The organism is Undibacterium sp. GrIS 1.2 (genome assembly GCF_040544435.1).
Taxonomy (GTDB): Bacteria; Pseudomonadota; Gammaproteobacteria; order Burkholderiales; family Burkholderiaceae_D; genus Undibacterium.
In genome coordinates this window covers 101,231-126,530 of sequence record NZ_JBEONP010000005.1, presented here as the reverse complement: position 1 = coordinate 126,530, position 25,300 = coordinate 101,231, and the positions used below count along the sequence as shown (strand labels likewise).

The window sequence follows — 25,300 nt, the reverse complement described above, 5'->3', positions numbered from 1 at the left end:
TACTAACGTGGACGAATACTTTCTTTCAGTACGTCAGCATCATGGTGACTTTGAAAACTTTTCCAGATTGCGCCCGTTTTCTCTGCTCGTTGGAGTAAATCTTTAAGTGATGCTTTATCTTCTTCGCTGAGCGAGGATTTGGAAATATACACACCGCTGTCACCCCAGGGTAACTCTTCTATCGGTTCATATCTGAGCTTGTCCAGAATATCTTTTGCCCGGTCATCATCTTTAATTGCACCTACAAAAATCGATGGTGCCATGATGGTGATATTAAACTTATTGGCTTTTAACATCCGGGCAACCGATACGGGGTCTGCCTCCAGAATGACTCTACCTTGTTTGTTTAACTCTTTGACCAGCGTCTGATACGCGTCGCCATAATCGTAGCCGCGTACTAGCACTACTTTCAGTTCTTTATGTTCTAATAAATCTTGGGCAGTTTTAATGGAAGGGCGATTCATCTCAATAGAGATGATGGTCGCGCGACTAAAGACGAGTGGTATAAATATCCCGTACTTGTCTCGATCAGGTGTTTTGCTGGCGGGGATTAATAAATCAGCTTTGCCTGTATTAAAAAGTACTTCTAAACGGGAGCGCGGCACATCGGAAAAGATAAAAGTACATGATTCTTTACTACCGAAGCTACGCAAAATCTCTGGATAAATGCCGCTAATATTGCCATCAACGATCGTGACACTTTGCCCGGCGGCAGAGATCGGGACGTTAATCTCCCGCGAGCATTTTGCCTCAGCGCTTGGGCTGATCGCTACCGTTGCAAGAATGACGGTAGCGGCAGCAATGATCTTTAATCGGTAATGTTGTGCAAACAATGGATTGCCTTGTTAAAAACTGATCTGTATTCAATCTATCCGAGCGAGATTCAAACTACAGCATCTATCGCCGACATTTTGATAAGAAATCGCTGCAAGTCACCGCGGCCAGCCTCGTTAAGCTGATTACAGAAACATAGGCTATAGCTGCTTGCACCGCAATTGAATTGTTGTAATGCTGAGGCGTGTCTACAGCAACAGATCAAAATATTTGCAACATGGAAGAGCTGGTTGATTTTCATATTGTTAATATACTCCCGATAATTTTTATAAAAATAAGCATATTGTCCATATCTTATAGGGGCTATAAAATAATACATGAAGGGAGTATGTTTAAATTAAGAACGCTATTGCAAATCTTAAAAAAAAATAAAACGATAAATTATTGATGCCAATATGCGACATCAGCATGTGATCTTAAGACCTCAGATTGACACGTGACATCTACACCCAACGCCGTACATTTCTAATTATTCTGATGAGCTTTGTCTAACAAAGATAATTATTTAGATAATTTATCTTCGGCGATAATTTCTATACAGCGATAGCCAAGCTGGATGACGCCTTGCTGCACCAATAATTTAAGTTCTTTAGACAGGGTTTGCCGCGTAATCCCCAGCATCATTGCCAGTGATTCTTGCGATACCGTTACCTTGGGGCGCGCATCTTTTGCCATACTCGCGTCGCCGTGCGCCAGCAGTAATAATCGCCGTGCAATGCGGGCCGAGGTTGATCGTAGTGTGGCGTCTTCTACTATGCCGTAGAGCAAGCGGATTCTCGCTGCCAACATACTGCTAATCGCAAAAGCAAAAACTGGCCGCTGCATTAAGCTCGCAAATATGCTGCGCGGCAGCACCAAAATCTCGGTTGGCCCCATCGCGGTTGCATCATGCGTACGCGGCTGGTGATCAATTAAGGAGATTTCACCAAACCAGGTGCCGCTTTCCAGTACCACCAAAATTGCTTCTTTACCTGCCTCGCTCAAGGTCGACATTTTGATCGTGCCCGACAGCACGGCATAAAACCCGCCCGGCGCATCGCCTTGACGGAACAGCATTTCACCCGGGCGCAAGCGCAGCAGCTCGACCGTGCTGAGCATGCTCTTACGATCACGCAAGGGCAAAGAGCCAAACCATGGGTTATTGGATAGTTGCGGTAACAAATCAAGATGCGAGTTCATATTGGTTCGATGAAGGCTCTGTCGCGGTGATAGGTTATTGGAATGTAAATCCCAATTGTAAATAATTTGACAGTTTGCAGTGTAGCCTGGTTGTATGGTGTAGGCACCAAAGAAAAATTAACTGGAGTGAGACAAATGACTATCCGTGCAAATTTCGTCCGCATGCAGGACAGTACACAGCAAGACTGGCAAGTGATTGGTGCCGAGTTTATGCAGTTTTCTAAAGGCTTGTCGGATCGCGTGATCAAGCACTTGCAGATTCTGGAAGGCGACTACGGTGGCTTTCCGATTGACCGATACACCCACTCGTTGCAAACAGCTACCCGCGCTTGGCGTGATGGGCGTGATGAAGATTACGTCGTCTGCGCTTTGTTGCATGACATCGGCGACACGCTAGGATCGTTTAATCACCCTGATATAGCAGCGGCGATTCTCAAGCCCTTTGCCAGTGATGCTAATCTGTGGATGGTGCAGCATCATGGGATTTTTCAGGGACATTATTTTTTCCACCATATCGGAATGGATAAAGACATGCGCGAACAATTTCGTACCCATCCTCATTTTGAACATACCGCTAGCTTTTGCGAGCTGTACGATAATCCCGCTTTCGATGCCACAGCAGAGACTTTGCCCATCAGCGAATTTGAACCCATGCTCAGGCGCTTTTTTGCCAAGCCACGTAACACGATTTACAAAGCGGCATTGACAGAGTAAACGTAGCAATACCGTTTTAAAATTCCATCATAAAATTAGGAGATCAAAATGACACACATGCATATTCCCTCAATTAAAGATCAAGTCAGCGCAGAAGAATGGCAGCTCCGTGTTGACCTTGCCGCTTGCTATCGTCTGGTCGCCATGTATGGCTGGAGCGATCTGGTATTTACTCATATTACTGCCCGTATCCCCGGCCCGGAACATCATTTTTTGATCAATCCTTATGGCCTGATGTTTGATGAAATCAATGCCTCTTCGCTGGTAAAAGTCGATCAGCAATGCAACAAGATTATTGACTCACCTTTCCCGGTTAATCCTGCCGGTTTTGTCATCCACAGTGCCGTGCATGAAGCGCGTGACGATGTGCAATGCGTCTTGCACACGCACACCCGCGCTGGTGTGGCGGTTAGTGCGCAAAAATGTGGCGTACTGCCCATCTCACAACAGTCAACTTTTGTACTGGCATCATTGGCGTATCACGAATACGAAGGCGTAGCTTTCCGTGATGAAGAAAAACCGCGTTTGCAAGCCGACATGGGCAGAGCAAATTTCCTCATGTTGCGCAATCACGGTTTGCTGGTCGCTGGTAAATCTATCGCTGATGCCTTCCTTTCCATGTACACCTTTGAGGCGACATGTCAGATTCAATTATCGGCACAAGCCGGTGGCGAGTTGACGCAAGTCAATCCATTGATCGTCAAAGACGTGGCAGAAGCCATGCGGGTACAAACTGGCGGGCTTGGCGGCGCATTTGTCTGGCCATCATTGATCCGCAAATTGGATCGTACGGATGAAAGTTATAAGTTATGAGTGGGGCTGCGAAGTCAGCTTCCACATCCAAAGTCATCATCATTACTGGTAGCTCTGATGGCATTGGTGCAGAAGTTGCGAGGCAGCTTGCCAAAACTTATGGCAGCAAACTTGGTTTAGTACTGGCTGCGCGCAGTGAGGCTATGTTAGATGCGGTCGCGGCAGAATGTCAGCATCTTGGCAGTGCAACGCTGGTGGTAAAAACCGATGTCGGCGATCAGGCGCAATGCCAGCAATTGATACAGCGCACGGTTGATCACTTTGGCCGGATTGATGCGCTTATCAATAACGCGGGCAAATCTGCGCAAGCCTTGTTGTCCGATGTCAGCGATCTGGGCTGGTATGAAGAACTGTTCCGCATCAACCTGTGGGGCAGCATCTGGTGTACTCACGCCGCTTTGCCGCATATCAAAGCAAGCCGTGGCAATATCGTCGCCGTGTCATCTCTGGCTGGCTTAATGGGCATTCCGGGACGTACCGCCTATTGCACCAGCAAATTTGCGATGAATGGTTTTTTTGAAAGCTTACGTCTAGAAGTTAAGAACGCAGGCGTCGCAGTCACCATCGCCTATCCGGGCATAGTCGCCACCCAAATCCGTTACCGCGGCTATAACGCAGCCGGTGTGGCGGCAGGTAGCAGCGGCTTAAAGGAAGACGATGCGATGTCGGTAGAAGAATGTGCCAGTCTGATCATCGCAGGGATGGAGCAAAGACAGCGCGACGTCGTCATGTCGGGCAAAGGCAAGTTGCTACGCTGGCTAAAACTGATTGCACCAGGTCTGGTCGAGAAGATGGCGATGGCGGCGTTAAAGGATGAGGTCAGACCGCATTAAAAATATAACATCAACTTTTTGCTGATATGATTGCTGAATAAGTAGCCAGGCAGATCACAGTTTGCCTGGCTTTTTTATTGGGTAGATAGACAGCTAATTTGTTTTTACGTAAGCTAGTGACGTAGCGCGCAACTACTTTATTCAGCACACACTATTGCCAAGACCCGGAAACCGAATGTTCATCATCTCAATTACTTATACCAAATCCATTGCTGAAGTCGATGTTCTCATGACGCCGCATCGCGACTATCTGAAAAGCTATTTTGACAGCGGCGTATTTGTATTGGCTGGCCGCAAAGTACCGCGCAGTGGCGGCGTGATTTTAGCAAATAGCATGGACCGCGCAAAGATCGAAACCATCGTCCAGGAAGATCCGTTTTTTACTGGTGATGTGGCGAGTTTTGAGATTATAGAATTTGTCCCGTCGATGACGGCTGAGATAGTTGCTGACTTATTACCTGCTGATAAAAGCGAATAAAGCTTGATGTAGTAATCATTTTTTTTACGGTTGTTTTACATCCAAGCTCCCCATTTTCATCTATTTATTCTGTGTGAGCTGTTTTGTAGAAGATGACGCTGGACTGTTATCTCAGCCCCTCAGATAATAGTTTTTTATGTGGGCTAGATACGGTCGCTGGCATCGAAAAATATTTTTTTGCCCACAAGTTCTTTTTTACTGAAGCGTTAAATGAAAATTTATACCGGCCATTCACGTGCTTTGTGATTTATTTTCCGGTGTCTGGCTTCCATTCGGCGGCTAATTGTTTGGCCTCGTCGATTTGCGCTTTGCTCATTTTTTTCTCCGCATATTGGCGGTACATCGCGGCAGCGTCGTATTCCCCTGCCAGGCTAAACCATTTATACGCCTCAACACTATTTTGTGGAACGCCATTCCCTTTGAGGTAGAGCAAGCCAAGCTGGTATTGGGCGCTGGCATTGCCCTGGTCTGCTGCCAGTTGTAAATAATATTTGGCTTGCCGAAAATCCTGGCGAGTACCAATCCCGCTAGCTAACATCGTGCCCAGACTGTATTGCGCATCGGCATAGCCTGCTTCCGCTGCTTTTTTATACCATTGCATCGCCTTGGCATAGTCTTGCACCACGCCCAGACCTTTGGCATACATACGCCCCAAATTGACTTGTGCCCGCACATTGTCTTGCTGCGCGGCTTGCTGGTAGAGCGACATCGCTTTGGCATAATCACGCTGCACGCCTTCGCCATTAACATACATCAAGCCCAGATTGAATTGCGCATTCGCATTGCCTTGCTCCGCCGCTTTACCAAATGCGGCAACTGCAGCTGGGTAGTTTTGATCTTCATAAAAACTAACGCCATTTTCAAAATCACCAGCCATGACCGACTGGGCAGACACGGCAGACAGGATGAAAGCGCAGAGCAAAAGGGGGCGGAAAACATTCATCGGAGGCTCGCTATCGGCATACGTAGTTGCAGGAAAAAATCAATTCTATTCACCATAATCCGCGGCCATGCTGCTGTCAACTTCTGGCTGCTTAGCAGCAGTATCAACGCGGGAATGTACTATGGTTAAATAATATACTCCTATACAGTATTTTTAATTATCCATATAAAGTCTTGACAATAGAGCATATTTATCAATTTATGAGGGGAGTATATGGTTTTGAATCAGGTTTCAGCGTAATTTACTTCTTGATTTTCACCGGGCGCTGCCAGTTCTCTAGCGTGATTTGTCTTGCACGTGAGATCGTCAATTTACCTTCTGGCGCATCCTTGGTCAGCGTGGTGCCAGCAGCCAGGGTTGCGCCTTTGCCGACGCGGACTGGTGCGACCAGTTGGCTGTCGCTACCGATAAAAGCATCGTCCTCAATTATCGTGCGGGATTTATTCACGCCATCGTAATTGCAGGTGATCGTACCGGCACCGATGTTGACGCGGCTGCCGATGGTGGCATCGCCAATATACGCAAGGTGATTGGCCTTGCTGTGCGCGGCAACCTGACTATTTTTGATCTCGACAAAATTACCCACATGGACATCTTCGGCCAGCGTCGTACCGGGGCGCAGGCGTGCATACGGGCCGATGTGCGATTGCGCGCCGACTGTCGCATCTTCAATATGGCAGAACGGTTTGATCACCGTACCGGCCGCAATATGCGCATCTTTAATCACACAATGCGCTGCGATTTGTACGCCGTCTTCCAGCGTGACTTTGCCTTCAAACACGCAGCCGACATCAATCGTCACGTCGCGTCCGCACGTCAGGCTGCCACGGATATCAATACGAGTCGGGTCGAACAAAGTGACACCTTGCTCCAATAATTTTTGCGCCAGATTACGCTGATAGATGCGTTCTAATTCCGCCAGCTGCACTTTGCTATTTACGCCCAGGGTTTCCCACACGGCGTCGGGTTGTGCTGACACGACGGGTACGCCATCTGCGACTGCACGCGCGACGATATCGGTCAGGTAGTATTCACCTTGCGCGTTGTTGTTCGATAGCGTGGTCAGCCATTGTTTTAGCTGTGCAGTCGGTGCGATGATAATACCGGTATTGATTTCGGTTATGGCTTTCTCGGCTTCGCTGGCATCTTTTTGCTCGACGATACGCACAATCTTGCCACCCTCCCGCACGATACGACCAAGACCTGTCGGGTCGTCCATGTCCGCCGTCAAAATCGCCAGCTTATCGCTACCCGCCGCCGCAATCAGTCGCTGCAAACTAGCACTTGTTGTCAGCGGTACGTCGCCATACAACACTAGGGTCGGTACTTTCTCATCCAGCACTGGTGCGGCCTGTGCCACGGCATGTCCGGTACCAAGCTGCGGTTCTTGTTTGGCAAACTGTAAATCGGGTGCACCAATCAAGCTCGGTACCTGATCGCCGCCATGACCATAAATCACGCAAATATTATGCATGCCAGCATCAGTGGCAAGACTGCGCGCCGTATCAATCACATGCGATAACAAGGGTTTGCCAGCCAGTGGATGCAAGACTTTAGGCAAAGCAGATTGCATACGTTTACCCATACCGGCAGCGAGAATAACGACGTTCATGGAGAATCCTGTTAGATGATTTTTTGATGTTGAAATTTTATCATGGGGTGCCTAAATATCTAAACGACTTAGCGTCAGGTAATCAAAAAGCAGGATGCTTTTTCTTTCTTGAACACATGCTATAGAGTTTGCTCTTCGTATTTGAAACCACTAGCCCAAAACAAAAAGGAGCAAGCCGCTAAGACGACTTGCTCCTTTTTCAGTTTAATTGGTAACTATCCATCTACAATTAAATCAGCAACCAGTTTCCTTTAAAGACAATCGGTCCGGTCGGTTTCTCAGGATTGCCTGAACCACCTTTAGGCTCCAGTGTTACTGCCAGCAGTGGCACATTATCGCTGTTCATATTGTCGGGCATAGGCAGCGTAATATTGCCGTTGTCTGCGACCAGTCCCAGTGATTTAACCGTCCCGGCTTTGCTGACTGCCCATAATTCCAAACTCTTATCTGCCGCAATATTTTGTGCTTTGACGATATGCACGATCAATTGCTTTTGTTTGATATCGCCAGTGATCACGGCAATCGGTTCGGATTTGTCATTGGACAATGTTGCGACATAGCTATTGGTCGGCGGCAGGGTTTGGTCGACTTGTTTGCTCAACAAGACGGATACCATGACCAGCGCCATCGCAGTGGAGAACATGCCCAAGCCACGCCAGAAGGCGAGGTCTTCGCGAAGATTGCGCCAGAACGCCCAACGGTCGGCACTTTGATTCAGTCCTAGACGTTTTTCCAGACTTTGCCAGACGCTATTGGCTGGTTGTGCAGTTTTGGCAAATTCTGCCATTGGTAGCAGATTGCCCTCCCACTGGCGCACCACTTGCTGTAATTGTGCGTCGCGGTTGAGCCAGCCTTCAAAGCGTCGACGTGCGCCGCCGCGTAAGGTACCAAGTACGTATTCAGCCGCTAGTTTTTGCTGCAAGTTGGGCTTATTTTGGATATTCATACTATCTCCATTTTGCCAAGGCAGGTGCGTAGCTTATCCAGCCCGCGCCGTATCCAGGTCTTGACAGTGCCCATCGGTAGTTTCATTTGTTCGGCTACTTCGCTATGTGACAGATCGTGAAAAAACGCCAACGCCATTGCCTGACGATGCAAACCTTCCAGACGTGACATACACGACGCCGGTGCTTTGGCATCCTGAGTCATTTCCAGTGACTGTATCGGGGTGAGATCGCCGCTCTCTAGCGCGTGTACGACATCCATATCAAAGTTATCCGCGTCAATTTCTACATCATGGTCGAGTCTGCGCAACAGATCAAAAGCGCGGTTACGCACAATGGTCGTCATCCAGGTCATCGGCGCGGCCAAACTGGCCTGATAGCTGGCGGCATTGTTCCAAATGTTGACAAAACTCTCTTGCAACACTTCTTCCGCCAGTTCGCGCTTAACTAATATACGCAGCGCGAAGCCAAACAGTTTCGGAGAAGTTGCATCATAAAGCGATCTAAACGCAATTGCGTCTTTTCGCGCGACGCCGGCGAGCCAGATATGCAGCTGGCCAGCGTCCATTTTGGATGTTTTTTGCAATTGGATATCCGTTTCGTATCTTGTTGTTACAAGGTGTTTCGAGGCGAAATAGCGCGTTCTAGAATAAGTGCCCAAATCATACGATAAGGGAAATGATTTTGCTGAAACTCTTCACAGTCGAATCGCATTATTCTTCTATTCGCAACAATCTATTGCTTATAGTCACCTTTATTGATTGATCTGGGTTGTATAGACTTGCTTCATCGATGAGCACGACACCGCAGCAACAGAAACAAACAGTGCGCGACTCACCGAGGCAGAAGAGATCAAATGTATCCCAAGCCTAGAGTCATCAACCTAATCATCTATCTTATTTGGAGAATTAAAATGAATGCGAAACAATTAATTGCTGCTGTTGCCCTGATCGCTACTGGTGTTACAACTGGTTCTGTTGCTTTCGCAGCGGATAACCAAGTTGGTGGCGAAGCGTATGTCAGTTTCCCTATTCCAAGCATGACAAAAACTAAGACGGACACTGTAAGCAACGGTAAAACCCGTGCAGAAGTTGTCGCAGAACTGAGCCAGGCACGTGCTGCTGGTTTGCCAGTCGGCGGCGAAGCATATGTCTCTTTTGCACCAGCAAAAACACAGCGCCCAGTAGTTGAAGCGACACAGATTTCTCAAAACAAATAAGTCGTTTTTTCTCCGACATGAACGCCGTCCTTGTGACGGCGTTTTTTTGTTTTGCGTAAGGGGATTGATATGAAGATGTTATTTAAGAAAGAAACTATCCGGCACGCTTACTAAGATGCGAACTTAATATCAGCATACTATGTCGTAGTTGTTATCTGAATGTTTGCTTTTTTGTTCTTAGCTAAGGAATATCCATGCCACAAGATGAAGTTGACGAGTTGGAATACGTAGGATTTTGGGCGCGGGTTGGTGCTTGTATAGTTGATTCTTTACTTTTAGCCGTCGTGATATACCCGATCCTGATTGCGATTTATGGCTGGGCCTATGTCAGTCCGGCAAGTTCTGGTCTTGGCGCCGATACATTCTCGTTGGCACGGGGGCCTGCCGATTTTTTAATGTCTTGGATTTTTCCAGCGATTGCGGTGATTGTGTTTTGGATAAAGCGCCAGTCGACGCCGGGCAAAGATGCTATTTCTGCCAAGATTGTAGATGCCAAAACTGGTAAAGAGCCGACTAAAACGCAATTGATTATTCGCTATCTTGGCTATTACGTGTCGACTATCCCCCTGGGACTGGGTTTACTCTGGGTCGCCTTTGATCCGCGCAAGCAAGGCTGGCATGACAAATTAGCAGGTACGGTGGTGGTCCGGCGGAAAAATAGAATTCAAAAAGTGGTTTTTGAAGCTTAAGTCACACAGCGAGTGCATAGTGCTAATTCCGGCGATGCGGGCATCGCCGGGCAGCAGAGCAGATAAATACAGATAGGCGCAGAAAAGACAGAGCGACTAGTCTTCCATCCCCAGATTGAAAGAAATCACATTCTTCGATGGCGTTGCGCAGGGTTCGTCATCAAAGGCAATATCGCCGTTGGCATTCGCTACGCCATCGATTTTTAAATCTGTAAAGCTAAACAAATTTTTATCCATCAAGTGCGATGGCACCACCGTGGTCAGTGACGAAAATATACTTTCTACTCGACCAGGATTAGTCTTTTCCCAGCCACGCAACATATTTTTGATTTGCTTACGCTGCAGATTTTCTTGCGAACCGCAGAGGTCGCAAGGAATAATCGGGAATTGCTTGACCTGAGCGTAGCGTTCTGAATCCTCTTCCTTCACATAAGCCAGCGGACGAATCACAATATGTTTCCCATCGTCGGATTGCAATTTTGCGGGCATGCCTTTGAGTTTGCCACCGAAAAACATGTTCAGAAAAAAGGTTTCTAAAATATCGTCGCGATGGTGACCGAGAGCGATTTTAGTCGCGCCCAGTTCATCTGCAACCCGATACAAAATGCCACGACGCAGGCGGGAGCATAGCGAGCAGGTGGTTTTGCCTTCCGGGATCAGGCGCTTGACGATGCTGTAGGTATCTTGATTTTCGATGTGATACGGGACGCCCAGTTTCTCCAGATACGCAGGCAAAATATGCTCGGGAAAGTTAGGTTGCTTCTGATCGAGATTGACGGCGATGATCTCAAAATTGATCGGTGCGCGTTCACGCAGCGTCATTAAAATGTCCAGCATGGCATAACTATCTTTGCCGCCGGACAGGCAGACCATGACCTTGTCGCCTTCTTCTATCATATTAAAATCACCGATCGCCTGACCAACCTGGCGGCACAGGCGCTTGTGCAGCTTATTATTTTCGTAAGTGATTTTTTCTTGCGACTTTTGGCTAACTGGTGTCTGCACTGGCATCGCGCCGGTAATAGATAAATCAGACAAATCAGACAAATCGGCAAAACTGGTTTCTTGTACTTGCATGATGGCGCTTAAATGTCGGTTTTAATTTGAAATACTTCTACGCCCACACCTTCGCAATCGGGGTAGACATCAGGCTTCATGGTCGAGACCCGGACTGCGCGCACGCGAGGATGTGCCAGCATACTTTTGGTGACATCGTCACACAAGGTTTCTTGTAAATGAACGTGCCCTTGTGCCATGCGTTGTGCGATGGTTTCGCGGATAAAATCATAATCTACTACTTCGTCCAGATGATCTGCGGATGGTGTAGAGAGCGCCAGCGGAATATATAAATCTACATTGATGATCACGCGTTGCTCGCCTTTTTTCTCAAAATCGTGCACCCCGATATTGATCATGACTTCGTAATTACGCAAAAATAAACGCCGACAATCGGCGAGTTGTGGATAGTGGAGGACAGATAGCATGATGGGGTCAGTTCAATGTAATGGAATTATGGAATTATGGAATTGTAAAACTACAGTAGGTCGAATACGGGTAAGGAATAAGATCGTTATTTAGGTGTCGCCGAGGTCGCTAAAAACATAATGTCACGTGCAGACGGCAGCAAATGCTGGCCGCCATCCACCATGATGGTCGTGCCGGTAATCGCAGGCATGTCGGCGACAAAGCAAATCGTATTGGCGATATCCTCAGGTGTACTAGAGCGACCCAGCGGCGTGACTTGATGTGCTTGCGCAAAATCTTCGGCAGTCTGGTGGCCGGACACCATCGTAATCCCGGGCGATACGCCAACCACGCGCACCTTGGGTGCGAGTGCCTGTGCCAAGGTCGTTGTGGCACATTGCAAGGCTGCTTTGGATAGGGTGTACGACAAAAAATCAGGATTCAGATTTTGCAGCTTTTGGTCCAGCAAATTAATCACGCAGCTTTGTTGCCCATCCGGCGTGGCTGCATGTAAAGCCCGTGATAACAAAAGCGGAGCTAACAAATTGGCATGCATATGTTTATCTAAACGCAGTTTGGAGACATCGCTAATACTATCCTCTTCAAATAGCGAGGCGTTATTTACAACGCATTGCACGCTGCCAAAGGCCGCGATGACTCTGGGTAGCAGCTCTTTGACGGAAGTTTCATTCGCCAGATCACAATGCAAGGCAATTGAGCGTCTGCCCATGGCCTTGATCTCCGCCACTACATCAAGCGCTTCTTCTTCTGAGCGACCATAATGTACCGCAACATCCCAGCCACGCTGCGCCAAAGTCAGCGCAATGGTGCGACCGATGCGTTTGGCGGCGCCGGTGACCAAGACCACTCGTGTCAAACCATCTTGCGTCAAACCTGATGGCGAATTGATGGCCGTTTCTGTCTTGGTAGCTGAAGCGGATGCGGTATCAGATGCTGAAGGAGCGGCTGAACCAGCGGCTGTAATGGTAATTGTCATGGCGATACTTTCTTACTCGGCTGATTCTTTTTAATCTTAAATTTCACCTTGAAGGCGACGATTTTTATACAATGCGGCTATGCGACTATCTCACTCCACACGACAGCAACTTACATTACCTGCACCCGGCGCCGATGCCCAGGCGGCCTCTGAGGCTTTACAGCAGCACATTATTCAACAGATTGACGCAAATGCAGGCTGGATCTCGTTTGCTCGCTATATGGAACTGGCTTTGTATGCGCCGGATCTGGGTTATTACAGCGGTGGTGCGGCAAAACTAGGCAAAGACGGCGATTTTACAACCGCGCCAGAAATGTCAGCGCTATTTGGTGCGACCTTGGCGCAACTGGCGGCCTCTTTATTAGCGCAAACCAGCGCGCAAGTGATGGAATTCGGGGCGGGTACCGGGAGACTGGCGTTTGACTTCTTGTCAGAATGTCAGGCTGCTGGGATTGCCGTTGAGCGCTATTTTATCGTGGAATTGTCCGGCGAGCTAAGAGCAAGACAAGAAGACCTGCTGAAAAATTTCCCGCAGGTGCAATGGTTGCAACAAATGCCCGAAGCTTTTTGTGGTGTTGTACTGGGTAACGAGGTACTGGACGCTATGCCAGTGCATTTGGTGGTGAAGACAGAACGGGGCTGGCGCGAAGTCGGTGTGAGCCTACGCAATCAAGCTGAGCCTGAGCACACCGCGGCAGAGAGCACGATCAAGCAAGGCTCGGAGTTGATTTTTTCTGACCGCGAGTTGGATGCACAATTACAGTCGCAGCTGCTGGCACAAATCCCCGGCGCTGATCAGCTTCCGCTGGGATACATGACGGAACTCCATCCGGTTGCCGTAGGCTTTATGCGCAGCCTGGCTGCAATGCTGAAAAAGGGGGGCGAACTCAGCGGCAAAGGCGCGCTCGCCATTCTGATTGATTATGGATTTCCTGCGCATGAATACTATCTGGATCAACGTACGCAGGGCACGCTGATGTGTCACTATCGGCACCATGCGCATCCCGATCCATTTTATTTGCCGGGTTTGCAAGATATTACGGCGCATGTGGATTTCACCAGCATGGCGCTGGCAGCGCAAGCAGGTGGGCTGGAATTGTTAGCTTATGTCAGCCAGGCGGGATTTTTGCTGGAAGCCGGCATCGGTGAATTGCTTATGCGAACCTCCGCCAGCGACCCCATGGCGTATTTGCCAAAAGCCAACGCTCTGCAAAAGCTGATTTCTCCTGCCGAGATGGGGGAGTTATTTAAAGTCTTGGTGGTTGGTGCGGGAGTAGAACTGGATGCCAGATTATTGCGACACGACCGTAGTCATCGATTATAGAGAGTCGATAAGGCGTACTTTAAGCAGAATGATGAAGTGATCTATACATATATACTCCCATTAAGTATATTTTAATCGTCCAATTAAAGTCTGGACAGTCAGCAGTATTTAGAAAAAAATTAGGGGAGTATATGATATTCATCGCCAATTTAGCCGTATTTTCTAGCCTCACTTCAGAGGCTTGGCAATGATACGCTGGGTACTCACGATTTTTATCGCATTGATCGTCTTTAGCGCCTTATTACCTTGGTTAGAAAAACTGGGGATAGGGCGTTTGCCTGGCGATGTCCGCTTTAAATTGTTTGGTCGGGTTTTCTCTCTGCCATTTGCCTCGACCATTATTTTGTCCTTGGTCGTGCTCTTGTTGGCGCGCTTCCTCAAATAAGCTGATACGTCTGACCGTTAGTTGCTTATTTACTTAGTCACTCATCTAGCGCCTGAGTTCGCAACTGAGTTAGCCGCCATAAACCAGTTGAATGTGGTTTTAGCGTGAAGCTAGCTTGAAAATTGCCCAAAGCCATTTTGGATAGGTTAAAGTTTTAGACATTGAGACCGTCAATTTAAAGACATTGCGCCCGAGCAACGAAGTTTGGTTGCAGCTAAGTTTGAAACTGAGGTTGAAACTAAAGCTAAAACTAAAATTCAAGCGAAATCCAAGTTGCAGGCGGCAAGTCAGCATCCCGATAAAAATAACGAATACCTAAGGTGTCCATGAGCGATTTAGCTGAAATAAGAGCATTGCTCATTGAGCCGCATGCAGGCATGCGGGTCAGTTTGCACAATATGCTGAATTTATGCGGCATAACTAAAATTGAACATGCTTTGACCGCTGGTACAGCGATCCGTACTATCCAATCCAAAGTGTTTGATCTGATTTTATGTGAATACGATCTTGGCGTAGGCCAGGATGGTCAGCAATTATTAGAAGACGTGCGCCACCACAAACTGACACCGCTTTCTACCATCTTTATTATGGTTACGGCCGAGCGTGCTTACGCCAAAGTGGTTAGTGCGGCAGAGCTGGCACCTTCCGATTATCTATTAAAACCCTTCACCGCCGACATGCTGCTAGAGCGTGTGATCAAGGCAATCGAAAAACGTAAAGCGTTTGTCGAAATCTTCGCTCTGATGGAGCAAGGTGCTTTGGTCGAAGCGATTACCGCCTGCCATCACGGCGAGCGAGATTATCCCAAATACGTCGTTGACTTCATGCGCTGGCGTGCCGAGTTGCATGTCGTTCTGGGCGAAGCCGCCGAGGCAGAGGCGCTCTACACTGCTTTGTTTGAAATGAAAGCCGTGGCCTGGGCCAAACTCGGTCTAGCCAAAACTCTATTTATGCAAGGGCGCTTTGAAGAGGCCGAAGATATTCTCAAAACGCTGGTTGCTGAGAATAACAAATACATGGACGCCTACGACTGGCTGGCTAAAACTCACGAAGCGATCGGCGAGTTGCCCGAGGCACAGACAGTGCTGGAAACCGCCATCGAAGTATCACCCCACGCAGTACGTCGCTTGCGTCGCCTGGGTGAAATCGCCCTAGAAACAGGGGATATAGAAACTGCCGAAGCCACTTTTAAAAAAGTCGTCGCCAAAGCCAAATTCTCAGAATTCCGTGACCCCGAGGACCATGTCAAATTAGTGGATGCCTTAGTCAAAAAAGGCGATAACGAGCAAGCAAAATCGGTCATCCGCGACATGGAAAAAAACATGGTCGGGCTGAAAAAGACTGCAGCCTGCCGTGCGATTTCTACGGCTAAAATCCATGCCGCTACGGGTGATGCGCGCCTCGGTGACGAGTTGGGCGCAGCAGTTGCCGCCAGCCGCGAAAATATAGGCTTGTCGACCAATCTGAAATTAGGTTTAGCCAAAAGCTGTCTGGAAAATGATCAAGAGGGTGAGGCCACTGAGGTCATTCTTGACGTGATGCGTAATGCCACTAACCAAAAAATGATGACCCGCGCGATCGGGGTATTTGAGAGCGTAGGCAAAGGACATCTGGCAAAAGAGTTGGCACAGCAAAGTCAAAAAGAAGTCATGGATTTGGTAGCGCAAGGTGTGCAAAAAGCCAAGCAAGGTGATTTCCGCGGCTCGGTAGAATTACTCACAACCGCCGCTCGTAAATCGCCAGATAATCCGCAAGTCGTGATGAACGCGGCTTTGGCAGCGCTGAAGTGTCTGGAGAATCTGGGTTGGGACAATCAGATCGGGGAGCAGGCCAAACATCTAATCGAATCTGCGCGTCGCCTGGACCCGATGAACCCGCGACTCAAAGCGATTCAGGGTTTGTATGATGAGCTTCAAAAGAAATATGGTATTACCGCAGTAAGAAAAGTGAAATAGATACATAAATTAAGAACAAAAAGAGAAGCAAAGTAGGACGCATTGAGTTTGGCGTAGTAATCAAATTACGCATAATCAAAGCAAAACAAAGCACAACCAAAGCACGATCTAAAACGAGCAAGCCAATCGCCAGCGTACCTACTTATTGTTATCTATGCCTATCGATACCTCCGTTAATTTAGAGCAGAATGCGCCAGAAATTGCGCGTGATCGCTTGCTCAGAAAAATTGCAGAAGATGCTACTTTGCCGACCTTGGGGGCAGTCGTATCCAAGGTGGTGGAGATCACGTCTTCTGGCGAAGATTCGATCGCCAAGCTGGCACATTTTGTTTTGGCTGACGTAGCACTGACGCAAAAAATATTGCGTTTGTCAAACACCATTCACTACCGCACCCGGGCTACCGCCCCAGTCACTACGATTTCAAGAGCGATTTTTTTGCTCGGGTTTGACACGGTAAAAACCGGTGCATTGGCGATGTTGCTGGTGGATTGTTTTAAAGATAAAAAACATGCGCAAAGTGTCCGCAAAGAGCTAGTACATGCGCTTTGCGCCAGTATCGTCGGACGTGAACTGGCGCAGCGTAGTCATTATCAAGATGCAGAAGAAGCCGCTGTTGCTGCTTTGTTTAAAAATATTGGACGGGTTCTAGTCGCCTCGTTTGATCATGTTTTATATGGACGTATACAGGCCATGCAGACAAGCGGGCAGGCGAATGCTGCCGATGCCTCCAGCTTGTTGTTAGGTTGCAGTTATGACCGTTTTGGCGAGATGGCATTGCAGGATTGGAAAATTCCCGACACCATTATTCAATCGCTGGGGGCATTACCCGCCGGTGAACAAAAAAAAGCCGGCCATCGCAACGAGTGGCTTAAGCAAGTCGCCACCTTTAGCGATGGCGTAGCGAGTCTGGTACTCACCACAGGCACAGATAATCTGAGCGTACGCTGCAAACCTTTACTGCAAAAATTTGGCAAAGTATTAGAGCTGGATCAAATTAAGCTGGAAGAAATGCTGGCGCGAGTGACGCAAGAAACCAGACAACTAGCAGAGAGTATGGACATCGCTCTTCCAGCTGCTGGCGATACCGACGAAATGCTCTCTGCAGACGGCGAATTCCCTAGCGAATTTTTGCTAAAAAGTTTTAATGCAGATCAAATGCAGCAGGCTGAACGCTACGCTAGCGGCAAGCCACGCAATGCGCGTGACCTCTTGCTGGCAGGGGTACAAGACGTCACGCAAATGCTAGCTTCTGATCAAATCAAACTCAATGACATGATATTGCTGGTGCTGGAGACCTTGTACAGCAGCATGGGTTTTCGCTTCGCCACGGTTTGTTTGCGAGACCCGTCCAGTTCCAGCTTTATGGCACGTGTGTCAGTTGGCGAACTGTATGCAGAGCGACAGCGAGGTTTTGTATTCCCGATGAAAGTAGAGCAAGATGTGTTTCATTTGGCCATGACCAATAATGCGGATTTGATGATCTCTGATGCGACCGCTCCGAAGATACAAAAACTGCTCCCAAGCTGGCATCGTGCGCTGTTACCAGATGCTCTGAGCTTTATCGTACTACCGCTCGTCATCCAGAAAAAATCATTGGGATTTTTTTATGCAGACCGTGCAATCGCGGCAGAAGAGGGCGTCCCTCCTGACGAAACTGCATTGATTAAAACCTTAAAGAGTCAATTATTAGCCGCCATGATGCGTGGCTAAGTAAAGCCAGTCCAATAGCAAATAAGTAAGCATAAAAATTTTATTTCTCTTATTTTGTGATGCGCTTGTCCTCGAATTTCTTCCACAGATTAAAATAGACCCCCAGCAAACTTGCTGCCTGGCTTATTCGCTCTTGCTCAAAATACTTACGGACTCATCATGACGTTTACCCTCTGGCTTACCTTTTTTTTCGCAGCCTGCCTGATTGCGATTTCCCCAGGCTCTGGTGCCGTACTCTCGATGGCGCATGGCTTAAATTATGGCGTTAAAAAAACGAGCGGCACCATCATGGGCTTGCAAGCCGGTTTGCTATTGGTGTTTACGATTGCCGGTGCTGGCGTAGGATCTATCTTGATGGCGTCCGAATTTGCTTTCAGCGCTGTCAAAATCATCGGTGCCTTGTATTTGATTTATTTAGGCATTAGCCAATGGCGTGCCAAAGTCGATGTCAGTGCTAATGAAGGTGCTTTGGCATCGCAAGCATCGACGGCACCGGATTTGCGTAAGCGATTTTTAATTGGATTTTTGACCAATGCCACGAACCCAAAAGGGATCATTTTTATGGTGGCGGTGTTGCCGCAATTTATTAGCCACGACGCGCCCTTGTTGCCGCAGCTGTTGATATTAGGGATGACGATGTGCGCTGTAGATTTGGTGGTGATGCATAGCTATGCATGGGCAGCGTCATCGATGCAACGCTATTTCCGCGATCCACGTTTAGTGAAAAAGCAGAATCGCTTTTTCGGCGGGATTTTAATGGCGATTGGCGCGGCGTTATTTTTTGTTAAGCGCAGTCCGGGTACTTAAATTGCGACTCAATTCACTTCAGTTTGCGACTGATTGATATAGACAATAAATTATATACTCTAGGTAGGTATATATTAGTTGTCCATACAATCCTTGGGCAATGAAGCATATTTTAATAAAATAAAGGGGAGTATATTAAATAATCCCCTTATTCCCCTCAATACACACACGCGATTTCGCTCAGCTTAGTCCAGCGGAATTTCTTGCTTCTTCGCCAGCGCATCAATGTCTTGCCAGATACTCATTTGATTCAGCAAACGCGTTGCCGGATCAAGCATGGCATTGAGATTGAAAAAACGTTCCAGCGCGGTGTCATCAAAATTACTGGTTTGCGAGAAATTGGTACGCTTGTATTGCTGTTTAAATGCCAGTAATAAATCACCGGGCGTATCTTTGTGCCAATACTGCATCAAGCCGCCGACCATCAATGCGCTGTCGGTTGTTTGCTCCAGCATCTTAGGGTTACGTGAACTGCCCACATCCCGATAATCTAGCAAGCGCGGAAAATAGAAGCGTTTGACCCAGCTTGCCGGAATGCCGCCATCGCGGGTAATCGCGACACTACGCCAGAGCTTCCAGCTCTTTTCCGCATTGTCGGCTTCAATAAATTGTTGATCGGCATGCAGTACGCAGGCTTCACCCAACTCGATTTCTAACACCACTGGCAAACCGGCTTGCACGGCGATGTCTTCCAGTTCTGGCATCTTCGGTTTTTCTCCGCGTGCTTCTTGCAATGCCTGGATAAAGGTGCCCAGCGTTGCTTCATGCGCCGCATGCAATTCACTGGTGGTTTGACGGAAGGCGATGCAGGCGGCGAAGTAGGCCATTAGTTCGCCGACGTAAATGCCGTTCTCGACATGAGCCTGTTCAGCTCCGGTATGCAAGCCTTGGCGAGCGCTACCAGCGTGAATGCCGTTACGCAAAATCGGATACAGCTGGGTGGAGACAGTGCCGTATTTGACCAGTGTTCCTGCGGGTAAGCTAAATGTCGTCATGTCGATCTGATCTACTCTAAAAATTCAAAAAAATTGATTGCCGAGTCCCGTCAATACGACGATACCCAGAACTGCAAAAATAGCGGCGGCGATCCAACGTACCAGCTTGAACGGAAAGTTTGGCGAGGCGACTTTACCAAGGAACACCGCAGGCACATCGGCTATCAACATACCCAAGGTACTACCCGCAACGACCAGACCTAGATTGCTGTATTTAGCAGCTAAGGCGACGGTTGCAAGTTGCGTTTTGTCGCCGATTTCTGCCAGAAAAAATGTAATGCAGGTCACTATAAAAACACCGTAACGACCCTCGGTAACGGTATTCTCTTCCATCTCGTCTGGCTTCAGCGTCCAGGCCGCAATTGCCAGAAACGATAAGCCCAATGCCCAGCGCAAAATGGTAGGGGAGACGTGGCTGGCAACCCATTGCCCTAACAAACCAGCCAGAGCATGATTCGCCAATGTTGCGACTAAAATCCCTAAAATAATGGGGATGGGTTTCTTATAGCGAGCGGCCAGAAGCAGCGCGAGTAATTGAGTTTTGTCGCCAATTTCACCAATGGTGATGGCAAGGGCAGAGACGAAGAAAGCTTCCATGAGATGTGCGGATCAGGCGAGATAAAAACCAATGATAAATGCACCTCTCGCCCAATCCCAGGTAAGTAAGGTGCATATATCAAAGGTCTTGCCCAATCTTTGTAAATACGGGTTAGCTGATGCTGCTAATGCTGAACTAATAATTCAACTAACAGTTCAATCAATAACCAAGCTCATGCTCGTACTTACTAAGGCCAAACGCACCATGACGGTTGTCAAGTATGTTGATGCGTTTTCTTCTGCGTTGATAAGCAAATTGCTGAAAAAACGCTGAAGCAGGCTACTCCCCAATGAAATAAGTTGTGGATTATACAGCATACGATTTCTGTCAAACTCAGGACGCATCCCAACCGCTTTTATGCGCCGCCTCACGCGCTTCCTTGTCGCGGTTAAACATTTCTTCCAGCTCATCCCGCGCTTGTTTGGCAATCGATACGACTTGCTGTTGATCTTTGTAGTGCGGATAAACTGCATGGATCGTTTTAATATTGTGCGAGCGGAAGCGCATCGCTGTTTGCCGTGCCTGATACACGCCAAAACCAAGATGCTCCAGCACTTGCCGACCTAATTGCAATGATGCCTCAAAGGTTTCCCGTTCAAAAATTGTTACGCCTCTGTCCATTAGCTGGTAACAATGCCCGACATTACGGGCTCTGGCAATAATACTCAGATTGGGGAAATGCTCTTTGGCGATATCAACCAATGCCAGACTATCTTCCACGTCATCAATCGCAATCACCAGGACTTTGGCTTTATCGGCACCCGCCGACAGCAACAAATCGGCGCGAGTGGCGTCACCGTAAAAAATTTTAAAACCAAATTTGCGTAGTAATTCGATTTGGTCAGGATCGTGATCCAGAACAGTGGACGTAATCCGGTTGGCATACAGCAAACGGCCGATGATTTGTCCAAAGCGTCCAAATCCGGCAATGATGACCGGATTATCTTGTGAGGTGATTTCGTCGTCCGGTGGTTTTGACAAGTTGCGTAGATGCGGTTCTATCCACTTATCGTAAATCACGAGCAATAGCGGCGTCGCCACCATCGACAAGGCAACCACGACGACCAGTAGGGCGGAGGTTTCAGCGGAAAATACCTTGGCGCTAGTCGCGGTGGCAAACACGACAAATGCAAATTCGCCACCTTGTGCTAACAAAAAAGTGAACAGGGAGCGTTGAACTTTGGGAATCGAGAAGCGCACACTGAGGAAGTACAGCACCGACATTTTCAGGAATAAAAATACCAAGACCAGACCGATAATTTGTAGCGGCTTGGTTAAAAATAATCCAAAATCGACAGACATACCTACGGCAATAAAAAACAAACCAAGTAACAAGCCTTTAAATGGCTCCAGATCGCTTTCGAGCGCATGCCGGTACTCAGATTCTGCCAGCAACACGCCCGCTAAAAAAGTGCCAAGTGCCATCGACATATTGACTGATTCCATCAGCAAGGCAATCGAGATCACCAGGAGTAAAGCAAAGGCAGTGAAGATTTCGCGCATCCCGGTTTTGGCGATAATGCGCATGATGGGTCTGATTAGATAGCGACCACCGACGATCAGAGCAGCGATGACACCGATGACTTTGAGGCCGCCTAACCAGCCTTCGGTTTCGCCCTGCGCATCTGCGACTCCCAGCAAGGGAATCAGTGCAATCATCGGAATCGCTGCAATGTCTTGAAACAAAAGAATAGAAAAGCTAGCGCTACCAGCGGGAGTCGTCATTAAATTACGTTCTTCCAGCGTTGCCAGCGCAATGGCGGTGGATGACAGTGATAAACCCAGTGACGCGATCAGTGCAGTTCGCCAGTCGACACCAAATGCAAGACCGGCGAGGAATAAAGCACCGGCGCAGCCAATCACTTGTGCTCCGCCCCAGCCGAAGATGGGACGTCGCATTGCCCATAATCGCTTCGGCTCTAATTCAAGCCCAATGACAAATAACAGTAGCACCACGCCGAATTCTGAAAAGTGCAAAATGACCTGTACATCTTCAATCAACCGAAAGCCCCACGGACCGATCGCCATACCTGCCAGTAAATAACCCAGCACTGCACCTAAGCCTAAACGCTTCGCAATTGGTACGGCAATCACGGCTGCCAGCAGATAAATCAGTGCATTAAGTAACAAATTATTTTCCATCAAGGAGCCTCTTGCGCTGATGCGGGGTAATGAATTGGGTCCGATGGCGTCGTGATCTTCGGTATCCAATCAGGATAGGTATTCAACAAGTCGCGATATTCTTGGCAGTGCTGATTGACGGTAACCTCGTCTGCCTGATCAGCGCCAAACAGCAAATGCGGTTTGCACCAGTTCATTCCACATAGATGTGCAGTTTGTTGCAGTGGGGGTAAGAATAAGCCGAATTCATGGCGATGGGCTCCTTCCGCCTGATAATCTTGCTTGCCACCTCCGGTGGTGGTGGCAAGCAAAAAATCTTTAGCTTTTAACGCGGTGCCGTCGGTTCCATAAGCCCAGCCATATTCCAGCACGACATCCATCCACTGTTTAAGAAGAGCGGGTACGCTGTACCAATGGATTGGGAATTGGAAAATAATCAAATCGGCTTTTTCCAATAAAGATTTCTCATTTGCAACATCTATAAAAAAATCTGGATAACGATCGTATAGATTGTGTACATGGACATGAGGCAATGTCTTTGCGGCATCAATCATCCTTCGGTTGACGCGGGAGCGATGCAGCGCAGGATGGGCGCAAATCAATAAAATGGAGGGCGGGGGCATAATTTTGTTTGGGACAATGGAATTAGATTCGATGTTTAGATGCACAGATAGCAAAACATCCTAGCGTATTTTTACGCGGCTCTTTCTCTGATCATTTACTTATAAGTGTTTATTTTGCACAAGCCTAGTATTGTTTCCTGATAGTCAATAGTTCGCGTCGTGTATTCGACACAAAAGCAAAATTCAAAAGCTTTAAAACCAAACCAAGAGAAAAATCAGCCCGCATTCCAAAAAAGCTGTTGACAGTCGAATCGAACATCTCCATAATTCGGGGTTCCCTGCGGAGGGGTGGCCGAGTGGTTAAAGGCGACAGACTGTAAATCTGTTCTCTCTGAGTACGCTGGTTCGAATCCAGCCCCCTCCACCACAGGAAAAAATTACCGTACGTGAATTGTGCGGCTGAAGTGGTGGCCCCTGCGGGTGTAGCTCAATGGTAGAGCTGAAGCCTTCCAAGCTTATGACGAGGGTTCGATTCCCTTCACCCGCTCCAGTTTTGTATTTTTGTGCAGCATAAATGCTGCGCAAAGCAAGCTGCCCTTGTAGCTCAGTGGTAGAGCACTCCCTTGGTAAGGGAGAGGCCACGTGTTCGATCCACGTCAAGGGCACCATGTTTCTGTGTTGTTTTCAAATCTAAAAGTTGTCGGGCGTGTGCCTGAGCATTCTCATCAAAATCGTTAGGAGTCTAAAATGGCAAAAGGTAAGTTTGAGCGCACCAAGCCGCACGTCAACGTAGGCACAATTGGTCACGTAGATCACGGTAAAACCACATTGACGGCAGCGATCGCGACAGTATTGTCCAAAAAGTTTGGCGGCGAAGCCAAAGCCTACGATCAAATTGACGCAGCGCCAGAAGAAAAAGCACGCGGCATCACGATCAACACAGCCCACGTAGAATACGAAACAGCCAATCGTCACTACGCCCACGTAGACTGCCCAGGCCATGCTGATTATGTTAAAAACATGATCACCGGCGCAGCACAAATGGACGGCGCGATCTTAGTTTGCTCCGCAGCAGACGGCCCAATGCCACAAACTCGTGAGCACATCCTGTTGGCGCGCCAAGTTGGTGTTCCTTATATCATCGTATTCCTGAACAAATGCGACATGGTTGATGACGCTGAATTGTTAGAGCTCGTTGAAATGGAAGTACGTGAATTACTGTCCAAATACGAATTCCCAGGCGACGACCTGCCAATCATCCAAGGTTCCGCGAAATTGGCGCTCGAAGGCGACAAAGGTCCACTGGGCGAAGAAGCCATCATGAAACTCGCTGATGCACTAGACAGCTACATCCCAACACCAGAACGCGCTGTTGACGGCGCTTTCCTGTTGCCAGTAGAAGACGTCTTCTCCATCTCCGGTCGCGGCACCGTAGTAACAGGCCGTATCGAACGCGGTATCGTTAAAGTTGGTGAATCATTAGAAATTATCGGCATCAGCGACACTGCAGTTACGACTTGCACCGGCGTTGAAATGTTCCGCAAATTGCTCGACCAAGGTCAAGCAGGCGACAACGTTGGTGTATTGTTGCGCGGCACTAAGCGTGAAGACGTACAACGCGGTCAAGTGTTAGCAAAGCCAGGTTCTATTAAGCCACATGCCCACTTCACAGGTGAAATCTACGTCTTGTCCAAAGACGAAGGTGGTCGTCACACACCATTCTTCAACAACTACCGTCCACAGTTCTACTTCCGCACAACGGACGTAACTGGCTCGATCGAGTTGCCGAAGGATAAAGAAATGGTCATGCCAGGTGACAACGTCTCTATCACAGTCAAGCTGATCAACCCGATAGCGATGGAAGAAGGCTTGCGCTTCGCGATTCGTGAAGGTGGTCGTACAGTTGGCGCTGGTGTTGTTGCTAAAATCTTGGCCGATTAATTCAGTCAGAGTTTGTAGAAGTTTTTGAGTTGATTTCGAAGTAAATATAGCGGCTTGCCAAGGCCGCTATATTCGTCAAGTCGTTCTAAGTTGTAGGGGTGTAGCTCAATTGGCAGAGCGTCGGTCTCCAAAACCGAAGGTTGTAGGTTCGATTCCTACCGCCCCTGCCACCATCAAAGCC

25 protein-coding genes, 4 tRNA genes and 1 riboswitch are annotated in these 25,300 nt (G+C 48.2%); of the genes, 16 read left to right on the top strand and 13 right to left on the bottom strand.

Translation table 11 applies throughout. From position 1 onward, the window contains the following. Positions 1 to 2 precede the first annotated feature (2 nt). Both AAKU61_RS03685 and AAKU61_RS03680 read right to left on the bottom strand, forming a co-directional pair. Positions 3 to 833: a substrate-binding periplasmic protein gene (locus AAKU61_RS03685; RefSeq protein ID WP_354329735.1), complete on the bottom strand. Its 831-nt coding sequence runs from the start codon at positions 831 to 833 to the stop codon at positions 3 to 5. A gap of 502 nt (positions 834 to 1,335) precedes the next feature. Continuing rightward, positions 1,336 to 2,013 carry a Crp/Fnr family transcriptional regulator gene (locus AAKU61_RS03680; protein WP_354329734.1) on the bottom strand — a complete coding sequence of 226 codons (678 nt, stop codon included), beginning with the start codon at positions 2,011 to 2,013 and terminating at the stop codon, positions 1,336 to 1,338. Between the two features lie 135 nt (positions 2,014 to 2,148). Here AAKU61_RS03680 and AAKU61_RS03675 point away from each other — a divergent pair, with 135 nt between their 5' ends. The 4 genes from AAKU61_RS03675 to AAKU61_RS03660 all read left to right on the top strand — a co-directional run bounded on the left by AAKU61_RS03675 (position 2,149) and on the right by AAKU61_RS03660 (position 4,851). Then, the gene (locus tag AAKU61_RS03675; protein ID WP_354329732.1) at positions 2,149 to 2,727 is read left to right on the top strand and encodes an HD domain-containing protein; all 579 of its coding nucleotides are present in this window, start codon (positions 2,149 to 2,151) and stop codon (positions 2,725 to 2,727) included. A gap of 57 nt (positions 2,728 to 2,784) precedes the next feature. Beyond that, positions 2,785 to 3,540, top strand: coding sequence for a class II aldolase/adducin family protein (locus tag AAKU61_RS03670; RefSeq protein ID WP_354329760.1), 756 nt, complete (start codon positions 2,785 to 2,787; stop codon positions 3,538 to 3,540). Further along, the gene (locus tag AAKU61_RS03665; RefSeq protein ID WP_354329731.1) at positions 3,537 to 4,373 is read left to right on the top strand and encodes an SDR family oxidoreductase; all 837 of its coding nucleotides are present in this window, start codon (positions 3,537 to 3,539) and stop codon (positions 4,371 to 4,373) included. The genes AAKU61_RS03670 and AAKU61_RS03665 overlap by 4 nt, the downstream gene beginning before the upstream one ends. 175 nt (positions 4,374 to 4,548) lie before the next feature. Beyond that, entirely contained in the window at positions 4,549 to 4,851 is a 303-nt protein-coding gene (locus AAKU61_RS03660) for a YciI family protein (RefSeq protein ID WP_354329729.1), read from the top strand. Positions 4,852 to 5,098: 247 nt separating this feature from the next. Here AAKU61_RS03660 and AAKU61_RS03655 read toward each other — a convergent pair whose 3' ends face one another. The 4 genes from AAKU61_RS03655 to AAKU61_RS03640 form a co-directional block, all read right to left on the bottom strand. Next, a complete protein-coding gene (locus tag AAKU61_RS03655) occupies positions 5,099 to 5,794 on the bottom strand; it encodes a tetratricopeptide repeat protein (RefSeq protein ID WP_354329727.1) in 696 nt (231 codons plus the stop codon). 241 nt (positions 5,795 to 6,035) lie between these two features. Continuing rightward, positions 6,036 to 7,406, bottom strand: coding sequence for a bifunctional UDP-N-acetylglucosamine diphosphorylase/glucosamine-1-phosphate N-acetyltransferase GlmU (glmU, locus tag AAKU61_RS03650; RefSeq protein ID WP_354329725.1), 1,371 nt, complete (start codon positions 7,404 to 7,406; stop codon positions 6,036 to 6,038). 229 nt (positions 7,407 to 7,635) lie between these two features. After that, positions 7,636 to 8,352: an anti-sigma factor gene (locus tag AAKU61_RS03645; protein ID WP_354329723.1), complete on the bottom strand. Its 717-nt coding sequence runs from the start codon at positions 8,350 to 8,352 to the stop codon at positions 7,636 to 7,638. Beyond that, positions 8,349 to 8,918 (bottom strand): sigma-70 family RNA polymerase sigma factor, encoded by a 570-nt coding sequence (locus AAKU61_RS03640; protein WP_354329758.1) that lies wholly within the window; start codon positions 8,916 to 8,918, stop codon positions 8,349 to 8,351. The genes AAKU61_RS03645 and AAKU61_RS03640 overlap by 4 nt, the downstream gene beginning before the upstream one ends. A gap of 345 nt (positions 8,919 to 9,263) precedes the next feature. On the opposite strand from AAKU61_RS03640, the gene AAKU61_RS03635 reads away from it, so the two are divergent. Together AAKU61_RS03635 and AAKU61_RS03630 are read left to right on the top strand one after the other, a co-directional pair. After that, a complete protein-coding gene (locus AAKU61_RS03635) occupies positions 9,264 to 9,569 on the top strand; it encodes a DUF4148 domain-containing protein (protein ID WP_354329721.1) in 306 nt (101 codons plus the stop codon). 194 nt (positions 9,570 to 9,763) lie between these two features. After that, on the top strand, positions 9,764 to 10,258 hold the full coding sequence (locus AAKU61_RS03630) for an RDD family protein (protein ID WP_354329719.1): 495 nt from the start codon (positions 9,764 to 9,766) through the stop codon (positions 10,256 to 10,258). A 96-nt stretch (positions 10,259 to 10,354) separates the two neighbouring features. On the opposite strand, the gene ttcA is transcribed toward AAKU61_RS03630, so the two are convergent. The 3 genes from ttcA to AAKU61_RS03615 all read right to left on the bottom strand — a co-directional run bounded on the left by ttcA (position 10,355) and on the right by AAKU61_RS03615 (position 12,719). Continuing rightward, positions 10,355 to 11,269 (bottom strand): tRNA 2-thiocytidine(32) synthetase TtcA, encoded by a 915-nt coding sequence (ttcA, locus tag AAKU61_RS03625; protein ID WP_354329756.1) that lies wholly within the window; start codon positions 11,267 to 11,269, stop codon positions 10,355 to 10,357. Positions 11,270 to 11,343: 74 nt separating this feature from the next. Next, entirely contained in the window at positions 11,344 to 11,742 is a 399-nt protein-coding gene (locus AAKU61_RS03620) for a dihydroneopterin aldolase (RefSeq protein WP_322120331.1), read from the bottom strand. An 86-nt stretch (positions 11,743 to 11,828) separates the two neighbouring features. Beyond that, positions 11,829 to 12,719: an SDR family oxidoreductase gene (locus tag AAKU61_RS03615; RefSeq protein ID WP_354329717.1), complete on the bottom strand. Its 891-nt coding sequence runs from the start codon at positions 12,717 to 12,719 to the stop codon at positions 11,829 to 11,831. Positions 12,720 to 12,798: 79 nt separating this feature from the next. Here AAKU61_RS03615 and AAKU61_RS03610 point away from each other — a divergent pair, with 79 nt between their 5' ends. From AAKU61_RS03610 to AAKU61_RS03590, 5 genes are all read left to right on the top strand, one after another. Next, positions 12,799 to 14,043 carry a class I SAM-dependent methyltransferase gene (locus tag AAKU61_RS03610; RefSeq protein ID WP_354329715.1) on the top strand — a complete coding sequence of 415 codons (1,245 nt, stop codon included), beginning with the start codon at positions 12,799 to 12,801 and terminating at the stop codon, positions 14,041 to 14,043. A gap of 187 nt (positions 14,044 to 14,230) precedes the next feature. Beyond that, the gene (locus tag AAKU61_RS03605) at positions 14,231 to 14,428 is read left to right on the top strand and encodes a DUF2905 domain-containing protein (protein ID WP_322120328.1); all 198 of its coding nucleotides are present in this window, start codon (positions 14,231 to 14,233) and stop codon (positions 14,426 to 14,428) included. Between the two features lie 326 nt (positions 14,429 to 14,754). Continuing rightward, positions 14,755 to 16,383 carry a tetratricopeptide repeat protein gene (locus AAKU61_RS03600; RefSeq protein ID WP_322120327.1) on the top strand — a complete coding sequence of 543 codons (1,629 nt, stop codon included), beginning with the start codon at positions 14,755 to 14,757 and terminating at the stop codon, positions 16,381 to 16,383. Positions 16,384 to 16,537: 154 nt separating this feature from the next. Then, positions 16,538 to 18,094: an HDOD domain-containing protein gene (locus AAKU61_RS03595; RefSeq protein WP_354329713.1), complete on the top strand. Its 1,557-nt coding sequence runs from the start codon at positions 16,538 to 16,540 to the stop codon at positions 18,092 to 18,094. 159 nt (positions 18,095 to 18,253) lie between these two features. Next, positions 18,254 to 18,901 carry a LysE family transporter gene (locus tag AAKU61_RS03590; protein WP_354329711.1) on the top strand — a complete coding sequence of 216 codons (648 nt, stop codon included), beginning with the start codon at positions 18,254 to 18,256 and terminating at the stop codon, positions 18,899 to 18,901. A gap of 185 nt (positions 18,902 to 19,086) precedes the next feature. Here the strand turns inward: AAKU61_RS03590 and AAKU61_RS03585 are convergent, their stop codons facing one another. The 4 genes from AAKU61_RS03585 to kefF form a co-directional block, all read right to left on the bottom strand. Beyond that, positions 19,087 to 19,896, bottom strand: coding sequence for a hypothetical protein (locus tag AAKU61_RS03585; RefSeq protein WP_354329709.1), 810 nt, complete (start codon positions 19,894 to 19,896; stop codon positions 19,087 to 19,089). Positions 19,897 to 19,920: 24 nt separating this feature from the next. Further along, a complete protein-coding gene (locus tag AAKU61_RS03580; RefSeq protein ID WP_322120323.1) occupies positions 19,921 to 20,493 on the bottom strand; it encodes a TMEM165/GDT1 family protein in 573 nt (190 codons plus the stop codon). 169 nt (positions 20,494 to 20,662) lie between these two features. Continuing rightward, a riboswitch (yybP-ykoY riboswitch) is annotated at positions 20,663 to 20,794 on the bottom strand. A 33-nt stretch (positions 20,795 to 20,827) separates the two neighbouring features. Beyond that, positions 20,828 to 22,636, bottom strand: coding sequence for a glutathione-regulated potassium-efflux system protein KefC (gene kefC, locus AAKU61_RS03575; RefSeq protein WP_322120322.1), 1,809 nt, complete (start codon positions 22,634 to 22,636; stop codon positions 20,828 to 20,830). Further along, on the bottom strand, positions 22,636 to 23,238 hold the full coding sequence (gene kefF, locus AAKU61_RS03570) for a glutathione-regulated potassium-efflux system oxidoreductase KefF (RefSeq protein ID WP_354329707.1): 603 nt from the start codon (positions 23,236 to 23,238) through the stop codon (positions 22,636 to 22,638). The genes kefC and kefF overlap by 1 nt, the downstream gene beginning before the upstream one ends. Positions 23,239 to 23,520: 282 nt before the next feature. Between kefF and AAKU61_RS03565 the strand changes: the two genes are divergently transcribed. From AAKU61_RS03565 to AAKU61_RS03545, 5 genes are all read left to right on the top strand, one after another. Further along, a tRNA-Tyr gene (locus AAKU61_RS03565) sits at positions 23,521 to 23,605 on the top strand. A gap of 49 nt (positions 23,606 to 23,654) precedes the next feature. After that, a tRNA-Gly gene (locus tag AAKU61_RS03560) sits at positions 23,655 to 23,728 on the top strand. Positions 23,729 to 23,771: 43 nt separating this feature from the next. Then, positions 23,772 to 23,846: transfer RNA gene (locus AAKU61_RS03555), tRNA-Thr, on the top strand. A 79-nt stretch (positions 23,847 to 23,925) separates the two neighbouring features. Next, positions 23,926 to 25,119, top strand: a complete 1,194-nt coding sequence (tuf, locus tag AAKU61_RS03550) for an elongation factor Tu (protein WP_322120244.1) — start codon at positions 23,926 to 23,928, stop codon at positions 25,117 to 25,119. Between the two features lie 94 nt (positions 25,120 to 25,213). Further along, a tRNA-Trp gene (locus tag AAKU61_RS03545) sits at positions 25,214 to 25,289 on the top strand. The last annotated feature ends 11 nt before the right edge of the window (positions 25,290 to 25,300 follow it).

What these genes read in the sequence shown, in the direction of transcription:
- AAKU61_RS03680 (WP_354329734.1), bottom strand. Translation starts at nt 2,013, where the DNA reads ATGAACTCGCATCTTGATTTGTTACCGCAACTATCCAATAACCCATGG.
- AAKU61_RS03645 (WP_354329723.1), bottom strand. Translation starts at nt 8,352, where the DNA reads ATGAATATCCAAAATAAGCCCAACTTGCAGCAAAAACTAGCGGCTGAA.
- AAKU61_RS03580 (WP_322120323.1), bottom strand. Translation starts at nt 20,493, where the DNA reads ATGGAAGCTTTCTTCGTCTCTGCCCTTGCCATCACCATTGGTGAAATT.
- kefC (WP_322120322.1), bottom strand. Translation starts at nt 22,636, where the DNA reads ATGGAAAATAATTTGTTACTTAATGCACTGATTTATCTGCTGGCAGCC.
- kefF (WP_354329707.1), bottom strand. Translation starts at nt 23,238, where the DNA reads ATGCCCCCGCCCTCCATTTTATTGATTTGCGCCCATCCTGCGCTGCAT.
- ttcA (WP_354329756.1), bottom strand. Translation starts at nt 11,269, where the DNA reads ATGCCAGTGCAGACACCAGTTAGCCAAAAGTCGCAAGAAAAAATCACT.
- AAKU61_RS03620 (WP_322120331.1), bottom strand. Translation starts at nt 11,742, where the DNA reads ATGCTATCTGTCCTCCACTATCCACAACTCGCCGATTGTCGGCGTTTA.
- AAKU61_RS03660 (WP_354329729.1), top strand. Translation starts at nt 4,549, where the DNA reads ATGTTCATCATCTCAATTACTTATACCAAATCCATTGCTGAAGTCGAT.
- AAKU61_RS03615 (WP_354329717.1), bottom strand. Translation starts at nt 12,719, where the DNA reads ATGACAATTACCATTACAGCCGCTGGTTCAGCCGCTCCTTCAGCATCT.
- AAKU61_RS03590 (WP_354329711.1), top strand. Translation starts at nt 18,254, where the DNA reads ATGACGTTTACCCTCTGGCTTACCTTTTTTTTCGCAGCCTGCCTGATT.
- AAKU61_RS03595 (WP_354329713.1), top strand. Translation starts at nt 16,538, where the DNA reads ATGCCTATCGATACCTCCGTTAATTTAGAGCAGAATGCGCCAGAAATT.
- glmU (WP_354329725.1), bottom strand. Translation starts at nt 7,406, where the DNA reads ATGAACGTCGTTATTCTCGCTGCCGGTATGGGTAAACGTATGCAATCT.
- AAKU61_RS03605 (WP_322120328.1), top strand. Translation starts at nt 14,231, where the DNA reads ATGATACGCTGGGTACTCACGATTTTTATCGCATTGATCGTCTTTAGC.
- AAKU61_RS03635 (WP_354329721.1), top strand. Translation starts at nt 9,264, where the DNA reads ATGAATGCGAAACAATTAATTGCTGCTGTTGCCCTGATCGCTACTGGT.
- tuf (WP_322120244.1), top strand. Translation starts at nt 23,926, where the DNA reads ATGGCAAAAGGTAAGTTTGAGCGCACCAAGCCGCACGTCAACGTAGGC.
- AAKU61_RS03600 (WP_322120327.1), top strand. Translation starts at nt 14,755, where the DNA reads ATGAGCGATTTAGCTGAAATAAGAGCATTGCTCATTGAGCCGCATGCA.
- AAKU61_RS03675 (WP_354329732.1), top strand. Translation starts at nt 2,149, where the DNA reads ATGACTATCCGTGCAAATTTCGTCCGCATGCAGGACAGTACACAGCAA.
- AAKU61_RS03665 (WP_354329731.1), top strand. Translation starts at nt 3,537, where the DNA reads ATGAGTGGGGCTGCGAAGTCAGCTTCCACATCCAAAGTCATCATCATT.
- AAKU61_RS03585 (WP_354329709.1), bottom strand. Translation starts at nt 19,896, where the DNA reads ATGACGACATTTAGCTTACCCGCAGGAACACTGGTCAAATACGGCACT.
- AAKU61_RS03655 (WP_354329727.1), bottom strand. Translation starts at nt 5,794, where the DNA reads ATGAATGTTTTCCGCCCCCTTTTGCTCTGCGCTTTCATCCTGTCTGCC.
- AAKU61_RS03670 (WP_354329760.1), top strand. Translation starts at nt 2,785, where the DNA reads ATGCATATTCCCTCAATTAAAGATCAAGTCAGCGCAGAAGAATGGCAG.
- AAKU61_RS03640 (WP_354329758.1), bottom strand. Translation starts at nt 8,918, where the DNA reads ATGGACGCTGGCCAGCTGCATATCTGGCTCGCCGGCGTCGCGCGAAAA.
- AAKU61_RS03610 (WP_354329715.1), top strand. Translation starts at nt 12,799, where the DNA reads ATGCGACTATCTCACTCCACACGACAGCAACTTACATTACCTGCACCC.
- AAKU61_RS03630 (WP_354329719.1), top strand. Translation starts at nt 9,764, where the DNA reads ATGCCACAAGATGAAGTTGACGAGTTGGAATACGTAGGATTTTGGGCG.